The organism is Rummeliibacillus sp. TYF005 (assembly GCF_003844195.1).
Classification (GTDB): Bacteria; Bacillota; Bacilli; order Bacillales_A; family Planococcaceae; genus Rummeliibacillus.
On the sequence record NZ_ML122541.1, the window covers coordinates 264,675 to 287,179 of the forward strand.

A 22,505-nucleotide genomic window follows, 5' to 3' on the forward strand; every position below is an offset into this window, starting at 1 on the left:
TAGTCAAAATCGCGGGAGACCACCCGAAAATCGCGTGAGAAACAGCTAATAAAAATACGGGAGAGTCATCAGACACCCCCGCATCACCAAGAAACTATAAAACTTCCAATTCCTGAACGAAATAGTCCATTAATATAGTAGATAAATCTTCATCATATAAATTGTAAAATGATCTTGCACCGACTGGATCTTCAATTTCGTTTAAGAGCCATTTGCCATCCGGTCGTAGTAAAAAGTCAATGCCGATATAATTACTATTTAATGCTTTTTGAAGTGTCAACACTTGTAAACGCTGCTCATGAGATAGATTATATTTTTCAATAGATCCGCCTAAAGTGTAATTAGATCGAAAATCGTGACTTCCTTTTCTTTTAACAGCACCAATAATCTTTGAACCTACAACCCATACCCGTACATCTGTGGAGTTTGTCTCAATATAAGGTTGCGTTAATAGTTTTCGCCCTCGCCACTTTAATTGAAAAAATTTAAGATCTTCACTTGAGTTACATAGAGCAACTTCATTCCCACCATGTCCATCAATTGTTTTAATAATAATAGGATACTGTTGTATTTGTTCTTCACGTAAGATAGGAACGGTAGGAATTCCGTGTAGATGGGCAAACTTTAAGGTCTCTTTTTTATTGTTCGCAAGCTCATTTACAGTTGAACGATTAAATACTTTAATGCCAATCGATTCTAACTTTTTAGCAATTTCAGGATTACGTGTACGATTCCAAACAAATAGTGCCCCATTGAAAGGTATATCCATAATATTTTGCTCAATTTCATCTGCTATTACTAAAATGAACTCAATTTCCATTTTACGAGCTGCAGCTATCATTTGTTCGATAAAAGTTGTATTTTTCTTAGAGTCTTCCCGTTCATATATAAGATAAGCCTTTTCCATCAAATCACCCAATTTTCTTCAAAATATACTCGACAAACTTAACACCTACATTAATGCCCGTAACATTATAAAGGTTTCGAATATGTGCTGCAGCATTTACTTCACAAACTAGAGGCTCTTCATCTGGTCCGAATAATAAATCTACACCTGCAAATTCAGCACCAACTGCTTTAGCTGCTTGAATAGCCACTTCTTTCTGTGTATCCGTCAACACTACTTTTTCTGCATGACCACCATTTGTGATATTTGCTCTAAAATCAGTTTCAGAATGGCGATACATGGATGCCACGACTTCATCACCAATAATATTGACCCGAATATCGCGACCACGGCTTGAATCGATAAACTGTTGGAAGACAAAATCTACACCTCTAAGTGCATCCACTTTTTCATAAAATTCTTCCTTTGTATGAATCAGATAGACATGCATCCCAAATGATCCATGACCTTCTTTAATAATCATTGGTAAGCCTAATGTTTGTAAAACATTTTCAAAATAACCGCTATCTCGAATAGTAAACTTAGCATAGACCTTTGGTGCAATAATTGTCGTAGGCATTGGTACATTTGCTTTTGCGAGCTGTATGTATTGTTTGGCCTTATTATCACAAGTCTCAATGACCTCAGGATCATTAAAAACTGGAATACCACTATTTTTTAAGAAAGTTGCGAGTAGAATATCTTTGTCTAAAAAGATGACGAAATCGGGTTTGTTTTGAAGTTTTTCGTCTAGCTTCATCATAATTTCATAATTTTTATAAATAATTGGTTGAACATTAAGCTGTTCACATGCTTCGGCCATTAGTCTTGCTTGGTCGAGAAATTTGTCATTTACAAGACTACCATTGTATATAATCCAACAAGTTTTCATCATAAAAATCCCCTTAACACAGTGCTATAATAATATATAAAAGTTTAGCACGAAAATGATTGAATATATAGGACGGAGTGTTAAGATGATTCCTAAATTAGATGAATATAAGGAACGTTGGCAAATTTCCAGCGATCCAGCGATTAAACCAGGATTAGATGCGATGAAAGAAGCATTAGCTTTAGTGGGAAATCCTCAAAATAGTATACCGGTAATTCATCTAGCTGGTACAAATGGAAAGGGTTCTACAGTAACATTTATTGAACATATTGCTAGAAGTCATGGCTTAAAGACAGCTACATTTATGTCTCCATGTATAGAAGATGTTCACGACCAAATCCAGCTTAATGAAATGCCAATTACAACAAATGAGATGGATGCAATTTTTGAAATTATGAGTGAGGCAGGTTTAAGTGGAAGATTAACGGATTTTGAGCTTCTTACAGTAGCAGCCTATCTGGCATTTAGTCGATTTAAACCCGATATTGCGATTATCGAATGTGGTATGGGTGGCCGTTATGATTCTACAAATGTAATGATCCCTATTGTTTCAGTTGTACCTAGTATCTCATTAGAACATACCCGCTTTTTAGGAGATACGTTAGCTAAAATTGCTTATCACAAATCAGGCATTATTAAGAAAGAAAGACCAATTATTACCGGAGAGCTTCCACCTGAAGCAATGACGGTTTTCATCGATGAAGCAAAAAAACAAAATGCATCACTCTATGTGTACGACAAAGATTTCTCTATTGAAGTAACGGAAGATGATGAAAGATACTATAAACCTAATTATGAAATTTCACATTTGAAACGTATCATGCCAGGTGCCCATCAACGTAGTAATATGGCTCTTGCGATTACCGCCTTTATAAAATTTGCAGAAGAACAGGGTATAGAAATTAATGTAGAAAAGATAAAAAAAGGTGTTCACGAAGCACATTTGGCTGGACGTTTTGAAAAAATCACTCAAAACTTATATCTTGATGGTGCACATAATCCTGCAAGTGCAAAAACACTTATTGAGACGATTAAAGAAGAATTTCCAGGACAAAAGATTCATTTTGTTATGGGGATATTAAAGGATAAAGATGTAGAAGGTGTTTTAAGGTTATTAGAAGAAGTAGGTAATAGTTTTACTTTTGTTGATGTAGATAATGAACGGGCAATGCCAGCTAATATGATATACGACTTAAGTCATAGTGAAAATAAATCTGTATCCAAAGATAATATAATTCAAATTATGGAAAAAAAGCTAGATATGAGTGGTATTATTATTATGACAGGGTCGCTTTATCTTTTAGCCCAATGGAGAAAAACACTATTAACAAGGTTTAAATAACCTATACATTTGTATTGAATTGGAAATTTTTTGTGCTATAATTTACAGTAACTTGAGAATAAGTGGGGGGAGAGTATGAAAAAGTCATTTGTTTTTCAGATAATGATCTTTATAGCATGGATGGCCATTGTACCTATAAGTATCTATGCAATTTATCGCGCATTTCCTCCTACTAGTGATATAGATTGGATATTATTAATAGGACTCACTGTTTTAAGTCTTGTAACTGCTTATTGGCCAGCGAATATTAATGGGGTACCTTACTTCCTAATTCAATGGGTAAGTCTTGCTGTATTTTTGAGATTTGGATTATTTATTGAAATTATTGTTTTCCAAATTTCGATGATTCCTTTTATCTATCGTTTAAAACTAACTCGGAAAGAACTATACCGTATGCCTTGGAATTCGATTATGTTCTTACTTGTTTCATTCATAAGCGGTTTTGCCTTTTTGAAATTTGGGGGAGGAATCCATACGCATGATATTAAGGAGATTATTAGTTATGGTTTGCTTTATATTTTGGTGAATATTACTGCAAATCATATTTTATTAAAAGTTAGTGGACTTTTATTAGGAAATAGGACACCATTCTTTACGATGGAAGACGCATGGGATTATTTAACTTGTTGCTTTGTACTTCCAATGGGAATCACTTTGTATATTCTAGGTGAACATGTAGGTGTCATATCTATCATTTTACTAGGGATTCCATTTTATATTGCGATAAAGTTATTACAATTATATGGGACTTCAAGTAAGTTAAATAAGGAACTTTCTAACGCAGCGCACTTTGGACACCAATTAGCTGATCGATTAAGTTCAGAAGAAACGCTCGACTTATTTATGGATCGTGTACCTAAAATGGTTTCTGTTGATGGACTTTATATGATTGATCGAAGAAAACAAACAGGAACTCTTTCAGTTTTAAGAGCATATGAAAATGGGAAAATGATATTAAAAAACGTTACCCACAAAGAACTTAGTACAGGCCTTTTAACTGAAATTTTAACTACAGAAACAAAATTTGGGGTAAATAAACGTTCAGAATTAGATTTGTGTTCAAATGACTATCTCCCTTCTGATACTCAAAGTGTTTTAGCACTACCACTATTGAGAGAAAAAAGTATGGAAGGCATTCTATTATTAACATCTAAAAAGAAAAACTTTTTTAAAGATTACCAAATAAAGATTTTAGAACTTATCTGTTCGTACTTTATCGTTTCGTTAGAAAAAGCAAGATATGTAGAAAATGCAAAACATAGTAGTGAACGATGTGGTTTGACGGGATTATTTAATTACAGATATTTTGACCAACATTTAACGGATATGATGGGTGATTTAAATAATCGAAATATTTCAAATTTATCATTAATAATGCTCGATATCGACTATTTTAAAAGAATTAACGATAATTATGGTCATCAAAGTGGTAATGATATTTTATGTGGAATTGCAGATCTTTTACGAAGAGAAGTGGCTTCGCGAGGAACCATTGCTCGGTACGGAGGGGAAGAGTTTGTTGTCCTTCTACCAAACTATTCAAAAAAAGCTGCATTAAAAATTGCAGAACATTTACGTAAAACCATTGAGCAACAACCATTTGAAATTTCTCCGGATTTAATAGAAGATGTCTCACATTTAGTCGTGCATGTCACTGCTAGTATAGGTGTATCTTCCGCTTATGAAGATACCGATGATGGCCCCTCATTACTACGAAACGCCGATCAAGCAATGTACATTGGCGCAAAGCAAAAGGGTAGGAACCGGGTTGCTGGGTTTTGACAGGTACTTTAAATAAATTCTAAAAAGAAAACTAAGGCTAGAGCCTTAGTTTTTTATCGTTTTTCTTCAATTTGAGATTGAATAAATACAAAATCGTCAGTTATTGCAGGAAAATCATCTAATTCTATGGTTGTCGTCGAACTACCTCCTGGATTTAAACTTCCTGGTTGCTCTGTTTTCGAAGGGGGATTCACCGAACCACCACCAGAATTAACATAATTTTTAGCTACAATATTTCCATTAATGGTTCCACCTTCGGATTGTACAAAGTTGCAATTTGGGGCTAAAAATAATTGTTCTACATCTTTAGATCCGCCAGAAACCTCCACATTATTATTTCCGTAAACGAAAATATTACCAGCTACTTTACTTCCAGAAGTTAAAGTTAAGTCTGCATTTTTAACATGTAAAGAGCTCATTAAATTAATATTACTCGCTATAGTTAATTTGTCAGCACCAGCATAATAGATATTTGTTTGTGAAGAACCACCATTTTCATTAATAGAGCCATGATTCAAATACATCTTATCTTTAATGTAAAGATTTAATACTCCTTGATTGATAAGCTTGATTTTGCCAGCTAAATTTAATGAATCAACATATATTGAATGAGTTTGACCTTTAAGATCTATATATAGTGTTTCATTACCAGTAATATTTATTTTTTTTAAATAGATATCTGAATCTAATATTAATACCTGATTGCTTGCTTTTGCATTTACGGAAAGAATTCCATCTTCCACAAAAGCAAAGGAAGTTCCACTATTATCTGTACTGGTAATCTTTTTATTTGGATAAATAGGGAGATTTGTATTTCTAAAAACATCCTCTGTATTTTTTAATTTGGGTATAGTTGCTGTACATGTATTGTTGAAATTATTTTCATTATTATTTTCAAATGAGTATTCTTTTTTCAAATTTGTTATTTCTCCGTTTGTTAATTGACTTGCTTTTGAAGTCTCCTGTGAAGTTGTAGTATTTGAAAAATTATTTCCATATTTATAATGTCCACCTATCTCCACCCAACTTGTAATATTAATGTTATTCAAGGCAATTACATCTTGTGAAATTTTCGGATAACCATCAATTGAAATATTGTTACCATAAACTGAACCACTGATACTTCCACCGCTTAAGGTAACATCTTTTTGAGAATAAACATTTTTTATGCCATTAGAACCCTTTATAATTATGTCTTCAGTAGAATAGATACTTCCCCTATAGGAGGCTCCTGTATTTTCAATCACTAATTTCTTCGTTGAGTATACATCTCCTTTTATTGTTGCGCTTCCACCGTTAAATGTTCCTGAAGTGTAAACTGCATAACAAGAATTTAGACTTGGAGGTGTAGGATCTATTGGATTTTCAATAACAACCTTTTTTTTGCCTGGATCTTGATCTAGAGAAATTTGTATTATTTGTGAGATAGTCCTTTTATTATTGTCCCCAATTTTCCCGGTTGATTTAATAGTATAAATAAGCTTTTTAGTAGTACTATTTTGATAATCCGGCTTTACGGTTGTTTCTGAAGTAGGTTCTATACCTTTTTGCTTAGTGTATGTAACTTTACTGCTCATTTTTATTAAATTACTGTCACTTATTACGAGAAGGCTACTTCCTTCAGGTAAATTTGTGTACTTTTTATTAATTTTCTCTTTCGCATTTTGAATAAACTCAGATTGAAAATCGAATGGTGCTGGTTTAGTTTCTTGATGTTCCTTTAAAGCGGCAATATAAGCCGCTTCGGCAATTTTTGTTTCGTCAAAAGCCAGCTTTGCTATTTTTTTGATTTCAACTCGTTCCTGGGTAATGCCAGATTCTGCGATATAGTAGGCAGATTGGTTGTCCCTTTCGTTAGCAGTTTTTTTCATTGTTGAAGAAGTGGTGCTTATTAAGCCTAATCCGAGTATTGATATTATAAATAGAGTTAGGATGGCGATAATTAAAGTATAGCCATTTTGATTGTTATTCCTGCAAATCAAAAGTGTTTTCATAGCCTCAACTCCTCGAAAATATTGTTGTTTCAATTTTTTTGTTATGCTGATCTTCAATAAGAATATGCCATCCTGTATTAGACCCTTGTTTAGTAGGCTTTATTTTTTCAATTTTAAATGTATTAATTTGATTTGCGAGAACTTCGTCGCGATTACTATAGGTATTTGGATCGCCACTATATTTGTAAATCGTGCGATTAGCTGTATCTAATTGATAGTTTGTATTCGAGTTATTAAATCGTATACCGTTATCAATCTCAATAATATGCTCAACGCTCGTCATTCGAATTTCCTTTGTAACTAGTTTTAAAATATATGAAATATCATTAATCTGAGTATTTTCCGCTACTTGGACATTATATTGCTGAGAGCTATCTGTTAAAACGTTAAGTATTAAGAGTGACAAGAAACTAATAATAACAAGTACTGCTACAACTTCTATTAAGGTTATTCCCTTTTGTTTTAGAAAAATCTTTTTGAAATTCATTGAGTACCAGCCTTCCATTCAATGACATTTTGCATAATTGCCTTATAATTTTGAGGATTATCACAGATAACATCTAGATTTTCTAATGTTTTTTTGTCATAAACTTTAATAGTTATATCTGAGAGAACTGTAGGGAATTGGGCATTATGTTCAATTTGCAAGACTATTAAATAATCGGAAAATTGAGTATCTTTTTTATGAAAAGTATTTACACATGAAGCATTTTGATATTTTAACCCTGAAATACCACTTTCTTTATCATTAAATGTATAATTTATACTGGTATTATATATATTTTCCATTTCGGTTTGTGCAACATATGTGGCATCAACATTAGTCTTTGAAGATTTCGTTGTTTGCTTCGTCTGAATGAAAAAGGTGAAAAATGATACTAATAGAATGACTAAGATGACAAATGAAGCAATGACTTCTACTAATGTTGCCCCTCTCTCGTTACGATAAACATTATTTGACATCATTTAATATCCTTTCCCAAAATCTTTTTTGCTAATTATTTATGTAATTACTAGATTAATATGGTAAATACAGCGCAATTAAAATTCTATAAATTTACAATTTACCCATGCATATATATTATATACACTTATTTAGATAATTTGTATGAAAAAAATCATATTATTTGTTTAATTAATTTATTTTTTGAACAAAATTGATGTAAAAAGTCACAGATTTTTTTATAAGAAAAAGATATAATGTTAAATAAAGTTAAAAATACATGTTAATAGAATGATTTTGATAGGGGATATAAGTATGAATTTTTTGTCTAAAGCAATGGCAATAATACTATTTTTATCAATATTACTAATTTCTCTAAAATATGTGGATGTTATAGCGTATGCAACTTCTAATGGATCAACGATTGGAACTGTTAGTGTGGATGAATTATCGGATAAAGAGATCAGAAGAAATTTAAATACCGCAATAGAAGACTGGAAGAGTGAAGGTATTTACGTAACAGTTGGTTCTAAGAAAATATTATTAAGTGGTGATGATTTTCTATTTAATATTGATAATTCTATTAAAAAATTTAAAGAGCATAGTGAAAAACCATGGTATGCATTTTGGCAAGATTCTCCTACTGTTGATGAACGGTTAGATGTTAGAGCAAGTAAGTCATTAATGAAAAAAATTAAAAGTGAAACTAAAATACATAATTCAGAAATTGAATCACAATTACTTGAATCAGCATCTTACTTAAAGAAATCTCCCATTAAAATAAAAGTAAATGATCTTTCATTGGAAGATGCAGAACGAATTTCATTTCAGTCAATTGCATTAAAAGAAGATCAAATTTTAGACGCTACAGCAATTGTAAAAGAATTAGATGGCGTCATGATTGAACCAGAAACGCCGTTTTCTTTTAATGATCTTGCCACAAAAGCTAGTAGTAATGATGATACGATGACGCTTGTGGCATCAGCATTATATAGTGCAGTTTTACAAAGTAGTTTTGAAATTATGGAAAGACATCAAGCTGAAAAAATTCCAACTTACATAAAACCAGGATACGAAGCTACTGTAAGTCCTTTTTTAGAAAAGGATTTGCAATTCATCTCTCATAGTGCGGTCCCTACAAAAGTTGTAGCTTCCGTGAAAGAAAATACTCTGAAAATTGAATTATTTACTTTACCGGGTAGCCCAGAAGTTATTGTTTCAGAAAAAGATAAAAAGACAGTTCAATCACGTACAATCTATCGATACTCCAAAAATTTATCGAAAGGTGAAAGTAAAACAATTCAACAAGCGAAACCGGGTTTACAGCTATTAATCTATCGAACTATTACAGAGGAAAATGGTGATTCAAAGACCCAACTCATAAGTCAAAATTACTATGCTCCACAAAATGAAATTATCGAAAAATCATCTATTCAATCAACGAATAGTAATACTTTAGATGATACAAACGAAGATTCAGTAGGTTCAAATGGACAATCAGTTTCTGAGGATTTAAGTAATCAGGATTCGAGCGGAAAATTAAATAGTAATAGCGAAAGTTCAAATAGTAAAGAGCAAAATTCAATTTCAGCAAGTCATAAAGAAGCTACAAAGAGTAAAAATGGTGGATCTGTACCGAAAGGCAGTTATTATAACAAATCTGGCGATATAGTAACACCAAAAGATACTAAATAACATTGTAGGATGTGAATATGATGAGTTTAACGACTAGGAAACGATTGGGTGATTTACTAGTTGAAGCAGGGGCTATAACAGGGGAACAATTAGAATTTGCTTTACATAATAAGAGCAAAGATGAAAAGCTGGGTGACTTTTTAATACGCGAAAACTTATTAACTGAGCAACAACTTATAGACGTATTAGAAATTCAATTAGACATTCCACACATTAGCATCAGTCAGTTTGCTATTGATCAAGACCTAATACAGTTGCTTCCAAAAGGTCTGGCAAAACGTGCTTTACTTATGCCTTTGTCTCGAGAGAAGAATAAGTTATTAATCGCAATGGCAGACCCAATGGATTATTTTGCGATTGAAGAAGTACGAATGGCTACAGGCTGTCAAATTGAAACTTGTATTGCGACAAAAGATGATTTACGACGTGCGATTAGTAAGTATTATGACTTACAAGAAACAATGGATGCGGCATTAAATGATCTTATGCCTACAGAAAAGAATGATGAAAACGAAATGCTAGATGATGATTCGCCAATTGTTAAGCTCGTGAACCAAATTATTTCGAATGCCGTTGTGCAAAGAGCAAGTGATATTCATTTTGACCCTCAAGAAACCGTACTTCGTATTCGCTATCGAATTGACGGTGTCTTAAAAACTGAAAGATCGTTACCGAAAACGATGCAGAATATGATTATTGCTCGTATAAAAATTATGGGGAATTTAAATATTACAGAAAATCGCTTACCGCAGGATGGACGGATTAAAGCTAATATTAATCTTCATCCAGTTGATATACGATTATCTACTTTACCGACTGTTTACGGGGAGAAAGTGGTGATGCGTGTATTAGATTTAAATAATTCACACGGAGATCTCCATAAAATAGGTTTTTCAGAGGCTAATTTAACTTATTTTAAAGAAATGATTGGCAAACCAAATGGAATTGTATTGATAACTGGACCAACAGGATCAGGGAAATCTTCAACATTATCAACTGCTCTTACCTATCTAAATAATGAAGAGGTCAATATTATTACGGTTGAAGATCCAGTGTAATATCAATTGGAAGGTGTCAATCAAATTCAAGTCCGTGAAGAAATTGGTTTAACATTTGCGACTGGGTTACGTTCAATTTTGCGTCAAGACCCAGATATTATCATGATTGGAGAAATACGAGATTTAGAGACTGCTCAAATTGCAACAAGGGCATCTTTAACAGGTCATTTAGTATTAAGTACATTACATACGAATAGTGCAGTCGAATCTATATCTCGACTATTTGATATGGGGATTGAACCTTTTTTACTCTCTTCTTCAGTGGTTGGAGTGGTAGCACAACGTCTTGTTCGTCGAGTTTGTCGAGATTGTGGAGAATACCAACAATTATCAAGTCGAGAATCAGGTATATTTGAGAAACATCAAATTCCAATTTCACAAGTAAAGCGTGGGTCAGGTTGCCCATCTTGTAATAATACGGGGTATAGAGGAAGGCTAGCAATTCACGAGGTTTTGGTAGTTGATGAACAAGTTAAAGAGTTAATACTAAATAAGGCAAGTCTAGCAGATATAAAAAAACATATGTACAAGCATGGATATTGCACGTTACTAGAAGATGGACTATTAAAAGTAGCAGATGGTCTAACGACAACTGAAGAAATATTACGTGTGGCGACAGATGAGTAGGATGTGAGGAAATGACAAAATCAATTGTAGATTTACTAACCATTGCTGATGAAAAGGATGCTTCGGATTTACATGTAACTGTAGGGGTACCTCCTTATTATCGAATCAACGGTCAATTACAACCGCATGGAGAAGAAATACTAACGCCTGAGGATTTAAAGCGAATGATTTGTGATGTGTTGCCACCTCATCGGATGGAAGAATTTGAGACGAATGGCGAAGTCGACTTTAACTATTCGTTACCCGGAAGATGCCGTTTTCGTATGAATGCTTATCATCAACGAAACAGTTGTACATTAGCTGCTCGTAAGATTACAGCAGAAATACCAACCATTGAACAACTAGGAATGCCTAATGTATTAAAAGATTTATGTAAAAAACCTCAAGGACTTATTCTAGTGACTGGTCCCACAGGATCAGGGAAATCGACTACATTGGCAGCGATGATCAACAATATCAATGAAAATCAGGCTAAACATATTATCACATTAGAAGATCCAATTGAGTATTTGCATAAGCACAAACAGTCAATTGTCAATCAACGTGAAATTGGTTCAGATACGAAAAGCTTTGCAAATGGGCTTCGTGCTGCACTTCGTCAAGATCCAGATATTATTCTAGTCGGAGAAATGCGAGATTTAGAGACGATTTCCACAGCAATTACTGCTGCAGAAACTGGTCATTTAGTGATGGCAACGCTTCATACGAGCAGTGCACCTACAACGATTGATCGCATTATTGATGTTTTTCCTCCTCATCAGCAGGGGCAAATTCGTATTCAATTAGCGAATGTTTTGCAAGGGATCATTTCTCAACGTCTATTTAAACGAATAGACAAGCCTGGTCGTATTGCTGCTACTGAAATTTTGATACATACATCATCAGTAGCAAACTTAATCCGCAATGACAAAGTACATCAATTGACAAATATTATGCAAACGAATCGAGCACTTGGTATGCATACAATTGATAGCTCAATACAGCAGCTACTTGCCAAAAGACTAATCGATTTTGATACAGCAAAAGTTTATATGAATGCAGGTGAATTTGTATGACAGTTTATCGATTTAGCGGCCGTACTATGCAAGGGGCAATGGAAAAGGGCACGATTGAAGCGGGTTCAAAACAACTAGCGATTAAAAAATTGCGTGATAAAGGTATTAATCCAAGACAAGTTGAAGAATCGAAGAGCTTATTGCACAAAGATTTGACGATTGGCAATGCCATGAAAAATGAAGATTTTGTTATTTACTGCCGGCAATTTGCAACATTAATAAGAGCTGGGATATCGATTGTTGAAGCTACCCATATTCTATCTGAACAAACATCAAGCAAAGGCTTAAAAAAAGCACTAAATGGTGTCGAAGAAGACTTACGTTCTGGGATTGCTTTTTCGGATGCCGCAACGAAATTCCCAAAGATATTCCCTGTGCTATTTGTCAATATGATGAAAGCTGGTGAAGCAACAGGAAATTTGGATGATACATTAGACCGTATGGCATTTAGTTACGAGAAGTCTTTTAAATTGAAGAAGAAGATCCAGTCAACGATGGCCTATCCAATTGTTTTACTCATTCTCATCCTTTTTGTATCCGCTTTTATGCTCATTTGGTTAGTGCCAAAATTCACCGCAAACTTCGCAAGTTTTGGTGCTGAGTTACCCGCCATTACATTAATGGTACTAGCCTTAAGTGATGCATTAAAAAACTTTTGGTGGATATTTCTATTCGGGGGAATAGTGGTTATTGGCGTTTTCCTATATCTCTATAAGAACAATACAAAATTAAATTTTTATATTCATTATGCACTGTTGAAAATGCCGATTTTCGGAAAAGTGTTGCAAAAATCGGCAATTGCTCGAATGACAAGAACGCTCGCTACATTATTTAGTAGTTCTGTTCCTATTTTAAATGCATTAGCAATTGTTGAGAAAATTATTGGAGACCCTGTCATTGAAGATGTCGTAAAACAATCAAAGTCTTCACTCGAAAAAGGGAGTTCGTTAGCAGAGCCATTAGTGCAAAGTTGGGTTTTCCCTCCTTTAGTAACACAAATGGTATCAATCGGCGAACAAACAGGTTCTCTCGATTATATGCTGGAGAAAATTGCGGAGTTCTATGAAGATGATGTCGACCGAACAGTAGACTCATTGAAAGCGTTAATCGAGCCAATCATGATTCTTTTATTGGCAGTTGTAGTTGGGTTCATCATGGCAGCAGTCATGCTACCGATGTTTAGCCTATATGAACAAATGTAAAAAGACCAGTTGAAAGGAGGTGAAAAGGAAATGAAAGACGATGTTTCACGAAATTTTCTAGGTGAAGAACCTACATATAAAAAGGGAGGAAGAACAATGAAAACAAAAATGAAAAAATTGATGAAAAATCAAAAAGGTATGACATTGATTGAACTTTTAGCAGTTATCGTTATTATTGCGATTATTGCTTTAATTGCAATTCCTGCGATTGGGAATATTATTAATAATTCTAAGGATAAAGCTATTTTAGCCGATGCTTCAAGTATAATTTCTGGAGCAAAAATTGCATTACAAGATGGATCTTGTGAAGATAAAGATAAGTGCTTAGGTACTGAATTAAAAGGTTTTGTTGAAAAAGATACTGCTGAATTAACTGATGCTACTTTTGTTGAAAAAACTACTGATGGGTATAAATTGACTTACGCTCCATTAAAAGAGATGAAAGGAAAGTTTAAAGATAAATTCTCTTCAGGTACTGTAACAAGTGAAAAATTAGCCAAAGCAATGGATGGTCAAGATATTACTGCTGATGATACAACTCAAAATGGTAATCAGAATGGTAATTAGAATGATAGATGATGGTCGATGGAATTATCGAGGATGAACTAGCATTTTTTGAATTGTTAAAAGATCATGTGAAAAATTGGGGGATTAAGGGCCAAAATGTGAGCTTTTATGTACCGGAAAGTACGGTAATGATGAAAGCTATTGAGCATCCGCAAGAATTAGAAGATGTTGTATCTATTAAACAGTATGTGGAGATGGAGATTGGTCGAACGATCCATCTACCATTTGAAAATCCTCTGATTGATATTTATGATGCGAAGCAAGGCGATGGTAAAGCAACAATCTTCGCAACGAATGCGGAAGAAGTGCAAAAAGTAGTTGGATTACTGACAGATGCAGGCTTAACACCTGTTGTAGCAGATATTAAAGTGATTTCATTGATTCGTTTAGTCAATTTACTCTTACCAAATTTGGTGAATACGACAACATTGCTAGCCAACTGGTCAATCAATGAATTGTCGCTCGTCATCTATTCATTTGGCGAGGTAGAGTTTTTGCGTTTCCAAACGATTGAGACAGAGCGTAGTAAATGGCAATCGCGTTATACAGAAGATGATTTTGATTATTTTTACAATGATGAGATTAGTCAGTATCAAAACGCGCTATTTGAGCCGCTAGCTGAAATTGAACGAATTATTAACTTTTATCAATATTCATTGAACAAAGGGGAAAAAGGGGTAGATCAAATTGTCGTATTGGGAGACTCTCCTGAGCTTAAATACATTGCAGAAATGCTAGAAAGTCAAGTTACTTTACCTGTTCACATTTTAACAGATCAAGTAATGGAAGAAGAGTTTCCAAACTTTAAAGCATCACAAGCCAGTCTCATTAGTTTGGCATTGAAGGAGGTTGTCAAGGCATGATTCCAGATATTAACCTCTTACCCAATGTGGAAAAAAGTACATCGCAAAAACCAGCTGTATGGCTTGCCGTCTTAATAGCTGGTTTAATGGCGCTCGTATTTGGTTTATATTATTTTTCGCTTGCAAGTGATATAAAATCTCTTGACTCACAACAACAAGCATTATCGAGCGAGGTAGATTCTTATCATAAACAAATTGCTAATTTTCAAAAGGAATCACCAGGTTCTTTTGAACAATCAGTGAAGTTTGTTGAAGCTGTTTCATACCCTGTTACACCGATTATTGACAGTATTGAAAGTCATCTAGAATCTTATGAAAAATTGACGGATATTACATATGGTGAATCAGGCATTGAAATTACAGCAGATTTTGAAACATTACATGGTGTCTCTACATATGTTCAAAATTTAATGACAGATAAATTGTATACAGATGTGCAAGTTTCTTCTGTTTCTTCTTTTAAACCAGAGAAAGCAGAGTACCAAAACGCGACAGCGAGTGAGCTGCTTGTCCCTCGCTATAAAGCAACCATTCAACTTAAGATCAATCAAGCAAATCTACTAGCAGAGGGTGAACGCCCATGAAATCATTTGGTACGAACAAAAAACTAACTTCCTTATTTATCGCAGCACTTGTATTTGTATTGGGATTTGCGATTTTTTACTATGTAGTTTATCCAAAGATGGAAGAAAGAGATTCTTTGCAATACCAAATTACAAATTTAAAAACAGAATCAAAAGACTTGGAGAAACAATTAGATAACTTAAAATCTAATCAGCAGGCAGAGAAAAAGAGTACGTCTGAACTAAAAACAGAAGTCCCTACAGAAAGAGAGCTTGATAGCTTAATCGATTCGATTGAGCAATTAGAATCTGTTAGTAACACGGAAATTGTCGATATTGCTTTTAATAATTATGATGCAGCTGTGAAAGAAACAATTAACACAGAAGAGCAAAAAGATGGGGCAACAAATAGTAATTCATCTACCCAATCCACAGATGCGCAACAGGTTGACTCAAATCAATCACAAAATTTAAATACGACTGCACCAGATTCAAATAACCAGAATACAGATGCTACGCAAAATAGTGAAAAAAATATAGCACCTGTGTCACCTATTGCTACTAGTAGTTTGCCAGAATCCTTGAAACTATTAACGATGAACTTAACGGTTGATGCAACTGATAAAAAAGAGATTAAACAGTTTTTGAGGGAAATTGAATTTTTGCCTCGAATCATGCGAATAGACTCTGTTTCTTATGAAACACCCAATATAGAGGTAACAAATTCATCTGCGGATACGAAAGAAGATCCATTACAAGCGACTATTCAACTTACTACCTTCTATTATGTCGGTCAACTGGATGAACAAAACGAAAAGAAATGAGCACAACAAAAACAGGCAGTAATTCTCCAGTAAAGCCTTTCAGGGAGATTTCTGTCTTTTGGTATAGATAGAGAGGGAAAAGATGATGGAAATAGTTTATGCGGTATTTTTTATGATATTTGGATTAGTATTTGGCTCGTTCTTTAATGTAGTGGGTTTAAGAGTGCCAAAAGGACAATCTATTATTTCTCCACCTTCCCATTGTGAAGGGTGTAATAGGAGATTAACTGCACTCGATTTAGTACCAGTATTTTCTTATCTTTTTTTACGAGGAAAATGTCGTAGTTGTGGGGCAAAGATTGGATTTTTCCATCCATTAATGGAGCTGTTAACAGGGGTTTTATATGCCTTCGCCTATTTACACTTTGGATTTACACTAGAACTAGTTGTCGCTATTCTTTTTATATCACTACTAATTATTATTACAGTGTCTGATATAGCATATATGTTAATACCTGATAAGGTTTTATTGCCATTTGGTATTTTACTCATTATTTCTCGGATCTTTTCACCTTTAAACCCATGGTGGGACGCATTTGTTGGAGCAGTCATTGGGTTTGGTATTTTGTTTTTGATAGCCTTTGTGTCGAAAGGTGGAATGGGTGGTGGAGATATAAAGCTATTTTTCGTCATTGGCCTTGTTTTAGGAAGTAAACTAACGATCTTGGCACTGTTTGTCTCTTCTATCATTGGCCTTGTAGCAGGTGTTTCACAGTTAGTATGGCAAAAGAAAGGCCGCAAACACCCTGTGCCTTTTGGACCTTGGATTGCTCTAGGGAGTGTTGTGACGTATTTTTACGGTACAGATATACTCGAATGGTATATGAATTTGTTATTTTAGCGAGAAAACTTTTTAAGGCGAGACGACATCAGTCTCGCCTTTTTTTATGTCTATTCTGCTAGGGTATTGAATAGGGGTGATGTCGATATGAAATTTAATACAAGACAGAAAAAGGAAGAAAAGCAGTTTTTACTTGCTGCGGTTATACATGGTGTCATTATTGGAGCTGCAGGTGTACTACTATTTTTCTTCCTATTACAGGTAGTTGAGAAAAAAGTAGGAGATTCGAATGGGGAAACTCTTTCTGTAGATTCACAAAAAAGTGCTAGTGTAGAAAATAAACCAGTCAAATTCTATGCAATACAGTATGGAGTTTACTCATCATCACAAGCTGCTTCAGATTTTTTAGCAGCACATCCTGAATTTGAGAATGTTTCTATTATTAGAGCTGATAAGCAATTCTATTTGTGGGGAGCTATTAGTAATAGTGAGAAGAAGATTAAATCGATTGTAACTAAAGACTCTTTTGTGAAGCCTTTTGTTTTAAATGGTGCTGCATGTGAAGAAAAGGGGGTAAAAATTATACCTCAATTGTTAGCTGTTGACAAAGTGGCAAAATTAAATATTAGCGATTCTAAATCTGGACAGGCAACACCGGTTGATTGGAAGACGGCCGTTACTACTGCCACTAAGGTTTCGAAAGAATTGGAAATCGTAAAGTTAATGATTTTAGAGCATTATGTATCCCAAAATGACTGTTTACAAATTAAATTTTGATAGTTAAATAGTATTCAAAATAACATTTTTGCTTATTTTCGTAAATTTCCCTAATTTTTACTTTTGGATTATGATGACTAAAAAGGAGGTTGATAGAATGTCAATTCAGTTAAAAAAAGACATTATATTATTAAATCCACAAGGAAATTGTGAAGAGTTGTTAGGAAAACTGCAGCTCCCTTTTTCAGTTGTTCACCAAAATGTATCAATGGATTTTACGCTACCTACTAACCCTATTGAATTTGTAAACAGTTTTGTTGTTGTTCAATTATTACGGATGAAAGCTCCACACCCTTCCCTATGTTATATGAATGTTAAAAGAGTCGTTAGTTTTAATGGCGAGATCTTGCCTTTACCCCGTAGTAGACATGAAGCAATAACTTTCTTTCAAAAGCTATCAAATAGAAGACATTTAGTTACTTCAGCAGTGGGAATCCGTTATGATGATAAAATCTCATCATTTGTGGTAGAATCTGAAGTTTTAATGCACCATTTATCCAAAAAAATAATTGTACAATATATCGAAACAGGGGAACCTTTTGAACAAGATGTTGGTTATAATATAATGGGAGTTGGACAGAATTTAGTGAAGAGGATTGACGGAAGTAAATATAATGTTGCGGGGTTACCATTAGATGTACTGAAAAAATTTTTAACAGATAAAGAGATTATATCTGTTGAAGAGGGGGAATCAGTTTATGGCAACTTCAACTAGTGTTGAAAATCCATTAATGATTCGTGACGTTCATCTTGATGATAGGCCGAGAGAAAGACTTAAGCGACAAGGTGCAGATAGTTTATCAAATCAAGAGTTATTAGCAATTCTTCTTCGAACAGGGACAAAACATGAATCTGTTCTACATGTTGCAAATCGCGTATTAACTCATTTTGAACAGCTTCACGAATTAAAGAATGCGACAATTGAAGAAATCATGTGTATCAAAGGAATTGGTGAGGCAAAAGCTATCCAATTGTTAGCATCAATTGAATTAGGTAGACGTTTACATAAAAAAAGGACCGATGAACGTTTCACCATTCGCTCACCACAAGATGCAGCCACTTATTTGATGCCAGACATGTCATCTTTATTGCAGGAAAATTTTGTGACGCTATTTTTAAATGTTAAAAACCAAATTATCCATCAGCAAACGATTTTTATAGGGAGTTTAAATGCAAGTATTGTACATCCCCGTGAAATTTTTCGTGAAGCTGTTAAGCGATCGGCTGCCTCAATTATTTGTGCACATAATCATCCGTCAGGAAACCCCTCTCCTAGCCCAGAAGATATAGATGTAACTAAGCGTTTACAAGAAGCTGGTTTAATCATCGGAATCGAATTATTAGACCATGTCATCATTGGAGATCATCAATTTATAAGTTTAAAGGAGAAAGGGTACATGTAGGACTGTAATTTTTTGCTCTTTTCCGTTATAATGAAACTTATGATTTTATGAACAGCTACGAAAGTTATGGCTAAAAGAGAAAGGAAGAACAGAATAGTGTTTGGATTAGGTGGAAAAGATGTCGGGATTGACCTCGGCACAGCAAATACATTGGTATTTTTAAAAGGTAAAGGAATCGTACTCAGAGAACCTTCTGTAGTAGCGAAAAATACAAAAACTGGCGAAATCGTTGCAGTAGGTAATGATGCCAAAAATATGATTGGTCGTACACCAGGTTCAATAGTGGCAATTCGTCCTATGAAAGATGGTGTTATCGCAGATTTCGACATTACAACTGCGATGATTGAATATTATATGAAAGAAGCTATGAAAGCTTCAGGTGGTAACTGGAAGAAACCAAATGTTATGGTTTGTGTTCCTTACGGCATTACATCTGTAGAACAACGTGCAGTAATCGATGCATCACGTCAAGCTGGTGCTAAAGAAGCTTATACAATTGAAGAACCATTTGCAGCAGCAATCGGTGCAAATCTACCAGTTTGGGAACCAACAGGTAGTATGGTAGTAGATATCGGTGGTGGTACTTCTGAAGTTGCAGTTATTTCTTTAGGCGGTATCGTAACAAGTGAATCTGTACGCGTCGGTGGGGATGCAATGGACTCTGCTATTACAGCATATATTCGTAAGACATATAACCTTACAATCGGTGAACGTACAGCTGAATCAGTTAAAATGGAAATTGGTTCTGCAAGCACTGAAGGTCCAGAAGAAAAAATGGAAATTCGCGGACGTGATTTAGTAACAGGATTACCGAAAACAATCGAAATTTCATCTGTTGAAATTGTAGATGCATTGAAAGAATCAATCGCTGCAATTATCGATGGCGTGAAAAAAACATTAGAACAAACTCCACCAGAACTTTCTGCTGACGTTATGGAAAGAGGAATTGTGTTAACTGGCGGTGGCGCTTTACTTAAAAATTTGGACAAGGTTATTAGTGATGAAACAAAAATGCCTGTATTTATCGCAGAAAATCCATTAGATTGTGTTGCAATTGGTACTGGTATGGCATTAGATCATATCGACTTAATGCGTCGTCACCAAACAAAATAAGGGGGATTAGACAATGCCACAGTTTTTCTCGAATAAGCGATTGATATTGCTGCTTGTCGGCGTAATCTTCTTAGTGGCATTGATTAGCTTTTCCTTACGCGATCGTCAAAACGCTTCTCTTCCTGAACAAATAATTAAAGATACTGTTGGTTTTGTGCAATCTATTGTTGCAAAACCAGCTAGCTATATAACAGGATTCGTCAATAATGTAGATGATTTATTAAACACCTACGATGAAAATAAACGTTTAAAATCGCGCTTGGAGGAATTTGGAACATTACAAGCTAAAGTCAATGAATTGAAAGTTGAGAATGACAAGTTAAAAGATTTAGTCGGAAAGAAAGATGATTTACGTAACTTTAATCCAATTCAAGCAAATGTCATTGCACGAAACCCTGATCAATGGGAAGAAAAACTCATTCTAAATGAGGGTTCTATGAGCGGTGTAAAGGTTAATATGGCAGTACTAACTTCAAAAGGTTTAATAGGTAAAATTGTTCAAACAACACCTTATACATCTCAAGTTGAGTTATTATCTACGAATAACTCAAATTATCGTGTATCTGCTGTTGTGGCAAATAAAAAATCAGAAGCATTTGGCCTTGTTGAAGGTTTTGAACCAAAACGTGGTGAATTGATTTTAAAAAGAATCGATTCAAGCTTACCTGTTAAAAAGGGTGATAAAGTTACAACATCTGGTCTAGGAGGGATTTTCCCTAAAGGTGTATTAATTGGTGAAATTACAAAAGTTTCTACGGATGACTATGGCTTAACAAAACTAGCTTATGTGAAACCAGCGGCTGATTTTTCTATGTTGGATCATGTTGTAATTGCTAATCGTCAATCGATTACTATTGATGGTTCTGATGGCAATAATACAAATAAAGCTATTACAGGAACTGGAGCTCAAAAATAATGGCTAGATTTCTTATACCTTTTGTAGCTGTTGTATTGTTCTTTTTAGAAACGGAGTTTTCACTCTATTCACCCATTAAATGGCATGGCCATTTATATTACCTAGTGCCTAGATTTTTGATTATTTACTTAATCTTCTTGTCAATCTACTATGACCGTAAACGTGCGATGTGGTATGGATTAGTATTTGGGGTATTGTATGATATTTTCTATATTGATATTATTGGATTATATACATTCCTCTACCCGTTTATTTGTTTTATAGCAGGTTATACAGTAAAATATATCCATCAACATCTAGCTATATCAACAATTCTTTCATTGGTGCTTGTAGCCCTATTAGAGATTGTTTTACATCAATTTTTCTTATTGATTTCTTTTACTTCGGTTCCATTTACAGAGTTTTTAAATCAAAGACTTATTCCAACTATGATTGCAAACTGTATCTATTTAATCATGCTAGGTTGGACATTTAAGTATTTGATTGAAGCTCGACTATTGAAAAACACAAGTCGATTAACGTTATAGTAGTGAAGCGTGGGGTGAAGCATTTGACAACTAAGCAACTAGTCTTGATCAAAGGAACAAAAGAAGGACTCGTGCTTCAGCTTGATGATCAATGCGCTTACTCTGATTTATTGGATGAATTAAAGCGTAAAGTCACTGAAGATGGTCTAGAAGGACAGGCAGAAGTAACAATTCATGTAGGAAACCGATATTGCTGTCAAGAGCAATTAAAAGAAATTCTTCATATTGTGCAACAATCCAAACACCTGAAAGTTTCAAAGATTAAAAGTGATGTTATTACTGTGGAAGAATGTAACCAAAAGCTTTTGAAAAGTCAATCTGCAACTTACATAGGAATTGTACGTTCTGGACAAGAAATACGAGCTGAAGGCGATCTTGTTGTTATTGGCGATGTTAATCCCAATGGTAAAGTAGTTGCTGGAGGTAGTATTTATGTTATGGGACGTTTGAAGGGGATTGCACATGCAGGGGCACAAGGAAATCGTGATTGTGTGATTGCTGCTTCATGGTTAGAAGCAACTCATTTAAAGATTGCGGATCTAATGGAATTGATGACCAATGAGGTGACAATTCTAGCAGAAAAACCTGAAATGGAATGTGCTTATATTCATTCAAACGGACAAATTGCTATTGACCGTTTACAGGATTTACGTATTTTAAGACCAAATTTATCGACATTTAAGGGAGGAAGCTAA

General features: G+C 34.4%; 22 protein-coding genes and 1 pseudogene. 18 read left to right on the forward strand and 5 right to left on the reverse strand.

Translation table 11 applies throughout. The features are described 5' to 3' along the window. Positions 1-94: 94 nt before the first annotated feature. Together CW357_RS01350 and CW357_RS01355 are read right to left on the reverse strand one after the other, a co-directional pair. Positions 95-907, reverse strand: a complete 813-nt coding sequence (locus CW357_RS01350; RefSeq protein WP_119415776.1) for an ATP-grasp domain-containing protein — start codon at positions 905-907, stop codon at positions 95-97. Between the two features lie 4 nt (positions 908-911). After that, positions 912-1,778, reverse strand: a complete 867-nt coding sequence (locus CW357_RS01355) for an ATP-grasp domain-containing protein (protein ID WP_124217172.1) — start codon at positions 1,776-1,778, stop codon at positions 912-914. A gap of 85 nt (positions 1,779-1,863) precedes the next feature. Between CW357_RS01355 and CW357_RS01360 the strand changes: the two genes are divergently transcribed. Both CW357_RS01360 and CW357_RS01365 read left to right on the forward strand, forming a co-directional pair. Continuing rightward, positions 1,864-3,120 (forward strand): bifunctional folylpolyglutamate synthase/dihydrofolate synthase, encoded by a 1,257-nt coding sequence (locus tag CW357_RS01360; RefSeq protein ID WP_124217173.1) that lies wholly within the window; start codon positions 1,864-1,866, stop codon positions 3,118-3,120. A 75-nt stretch (positions 3,121-3,195) separates the two neighbouring features. After that, complete coding sequence (locus tag CW357_RS01365; RefSeq protein ID WP_124217174.1) at positions 3,196-4,902, forward strand: sensor domain-containing diguanylate cyclase; 1,707 nt, start codon at positions 3,196-3,198, stop codon at positions 4,900-4,902. A gap of 53 nt (positions 4,903-4,955) precedes the next feature. Here the strand turns inward: CW357_RS01365 and CW357_RS01370 are convergent, their stop codons facing one another. Genes CW357_RS01370 through CW357_RS01380 form a run of 3 tightly spaced genes read right to left on the reverse strand, consistent with a single transcriptional unit; the run spans position 4,956 to position 7,859 of the window. Beyond that, on the reverse strand, positions 4,956-6,896 hold the full coding sequence (locus CW357_RS01370; RefSeq protein WP_119415780.1) for a PilX N-terminal domain-containing pilus assembly protein: 1,941 nt from the start codon (positions 6,894-6,896) through the stop codon (positions 4,956-4,958). A 4-nt stretch (positions 6,897-6,900) separates the two neighbouring features. Further along, positions 6,901-7,383 carry a PilW family protein gene (locus tag CW357_RS01375; protein ID WP_158582349.1) on the reverse strand — a complete coding sequence of 161 codons (483 nt, stop codon included), beginning with the start codon at positions 7,381-7,383 and terminating at the stop codon, positions 6,901-6,903. Beyond that, the gene (locus tag CW357_RS01380; RefSeq protein WP_158582350.1) at positions 7,380-7,859 is read right to left on the reverse strand and encodes a type IV pilus modification PilV family protein; all 480 of its coding nucleotides are present in this window, start codon (positions 7,857-7,859) and stop codon (positions 7,380-7,382) included. Before CW357_RS01380 ends, CW357_RS01375 begins: the two co-directional genes overlap by 4 nt. A gap of 295 nt (positions 7,860-8,154) precedes the next feature. Between CW357_RS01380 and CW357_RS01385 the strand changes: the two genes are divergently transcribed. From CW357_RS01385 to minC, 16 genes and pseudogenes are all read left to right on the forward strand, one after another. Then, entirely contained in the window at positions 8,155-9,534 is a 1,380-nt protein-coding gene (locus tag CW357_RS01385) for a VanW family protein (RefSeq protein ID WP_164489522.1), read from the forward strand. Between the two features lie 20 nt (positions 9,535-9,554). Continuing rightward, a pseudogene (locus CW357_RS01390) lies at positions 9,555-11,219 on the forward strand (GspE/PulE family protein). Positions 11,220-11,230: 11 nt separating this feature from the next. Further along, complete coding sequence (locus CW357_RS01395) at positions 11,231-12,274, forward strand: type IV pilus twitching motility protein PilT (protein WP_119415784.1); 1,044 nt, start codon at positions 11,231-11,233, stop codon at positions 12,272-12,274. Next, the gene (locus CW357_RS01400; protein ID WP_124217176.1) at positions 12,271-13,476 is read left to right on the forward strand and encodes a type II secretion system F family protein; all 1,206 of its coding nucleotides are present in this window, start codon (positions 12,271-12,273) and stop codon (positions 13,474-13,476) included. The genes CW357_RS01395 and CW357_RS01400 overlap by 4 nt, the downstream gene beginning before the upstream one ends. A 30-nt stretch (positions 13,477-13,506) precedes the next feature. Further along, positions 13,507-14,043 (forward strand): prepilin-type N-terminal cleavage/methylation domain-containing protein, encoded by a 537-nt coding sequence (locus tag CW357_RS01405; RefSeq protein ID WP_371683566.1) that lies wholly within the window; start codon positions 13,507-13,509, stop codon positions 14,041-14,043. 11 nt (positions 14,044-14,054) lie between these two features. Then, positions 14,055-14,906, forward strand: coding sequence for a type IV pilus biogenesis protein PilM (gene pilM / locus CW357_RS01410; protein WP_164489523.1), 852 nt, complete (start codon positions 14,055-14,057; stop codon positions 14,904-14,906). Further along, positions 14,903-15,490, forward strand: a complete 588-nt coding sequence (locus CW357_RS01415; RefSeq protein ID WP_124217178.1) for a PilN domain-containing protein — start codon at positions 14,903-14,905, stop codon at positions 15,488-15,490. The genes pilM and CW357_RS01415 overlap by 4 nt, the downstream gene beginning before the upstream one ends. Then, positions 15,487-16,293, forward strand: coding sequence for a RodZ family helix-turn-helix domain-containing protein (locus tag CW357_RS01420; protein WP_124217179.1), 807 nt, complete (start codon positions 15,487-15,489; stop codon positions 16,291-16,293). Before CW357_RS01415 ends, CW357_RS01420 begins: the two co-directional genes overlap by 4 nt. An 85-nt stretch (positions 16,294-16,378) precedes the next feature. Beyond that, positions 16,379-17,134 carry a prepilin peptidase gene (locus tag CW357_RS01425; RefSeq protein ID WP_119415804.1) on the forward strand — a complete coding sequence of 252 codons (756 nt, stop codon included), beginning with the start codon at positions 16,379-16,381 and terminating at the stop codon, positions 17,132-17,134. Between the two features lie 87 nt (positions 17,135-17,221). After that, complete coding sequence (locus CW357_RS01430) at positions 17,222-17,851, forward strand: hypothetical protein (RefSeq protein WP_124217180.1); 630 nt, start codon at positions 17,222-17,224, stop codon at positions 17,849-17,851. 97 nt (positions 17,852-17,948) lie between these two features. Next, positions 17,949-18,566, forward strand: coding sequence for a Maf family protein (locus tag CW357_RS01435; protein ID WP_158582352.1), 618 nt, complete (start codon positions 17,949-17,951; stop codon positions 18,564-18,566). A 16-nt stretch (positions 18,567-18,582) separates the two neighbouring features. Then, positions 18,583-19,254, forward strand: a complete 672-nt coding sequence (gene radC, locus CW357_RS01440) for a RadC family protein (protein ID WP_147414477.1) — start codon at positions 18,583-18,585, stop codon at positions 19,252-19,254. Positions 19,255-19,350: 96 nt separating this feature from the next. Beyond that, on the forward strand, positions 19,351-20,367 hold the full coding sequence (locus CW357_RS01445) for a rod shape-determining protein (protein WP_119415792.1): 1,017 nt from the start codon (positions 19,351-19,353) through the stop codon (positions 20,365-20,367). A gap of 13 nt (positions 20,368-20,380) precedes the next feature. Further along, a complete protein-coding gene (gene mreC, locus CW357_RS01450; RefSeq protein ID WP_119415793.1) occupies positions 20,381-21,283 on the forward strand; it encodes a rod shape-determining protein MreC in 903 nt (300 codons plus the stop codon). Continuing rightward, entirely contained in the window at positions 21,283-21,810 is a 528-nt protein-coding gene (gene mreD / locus CW357_RS01455; RefSeq protein ID WP_119415794.1) for a rod shape-determining protein MreD, read from the forward strand. The genes mreC and mreD overlap by 1 nt, the downstream gene beginning before the upstream one ends. Before the next feature lie 23 nt (positions 21,811-21,833). Next, on the forward strand, positions 21,834-22,505 hold the full coding sequence (minC, locus tag CW357_RS01460; protein ID WP_119415795.1) for a septum site-determining protein MinC: 672 nt from the start codon (positions 21,834-21,836) through the stop codon (positions 22,503-22,505).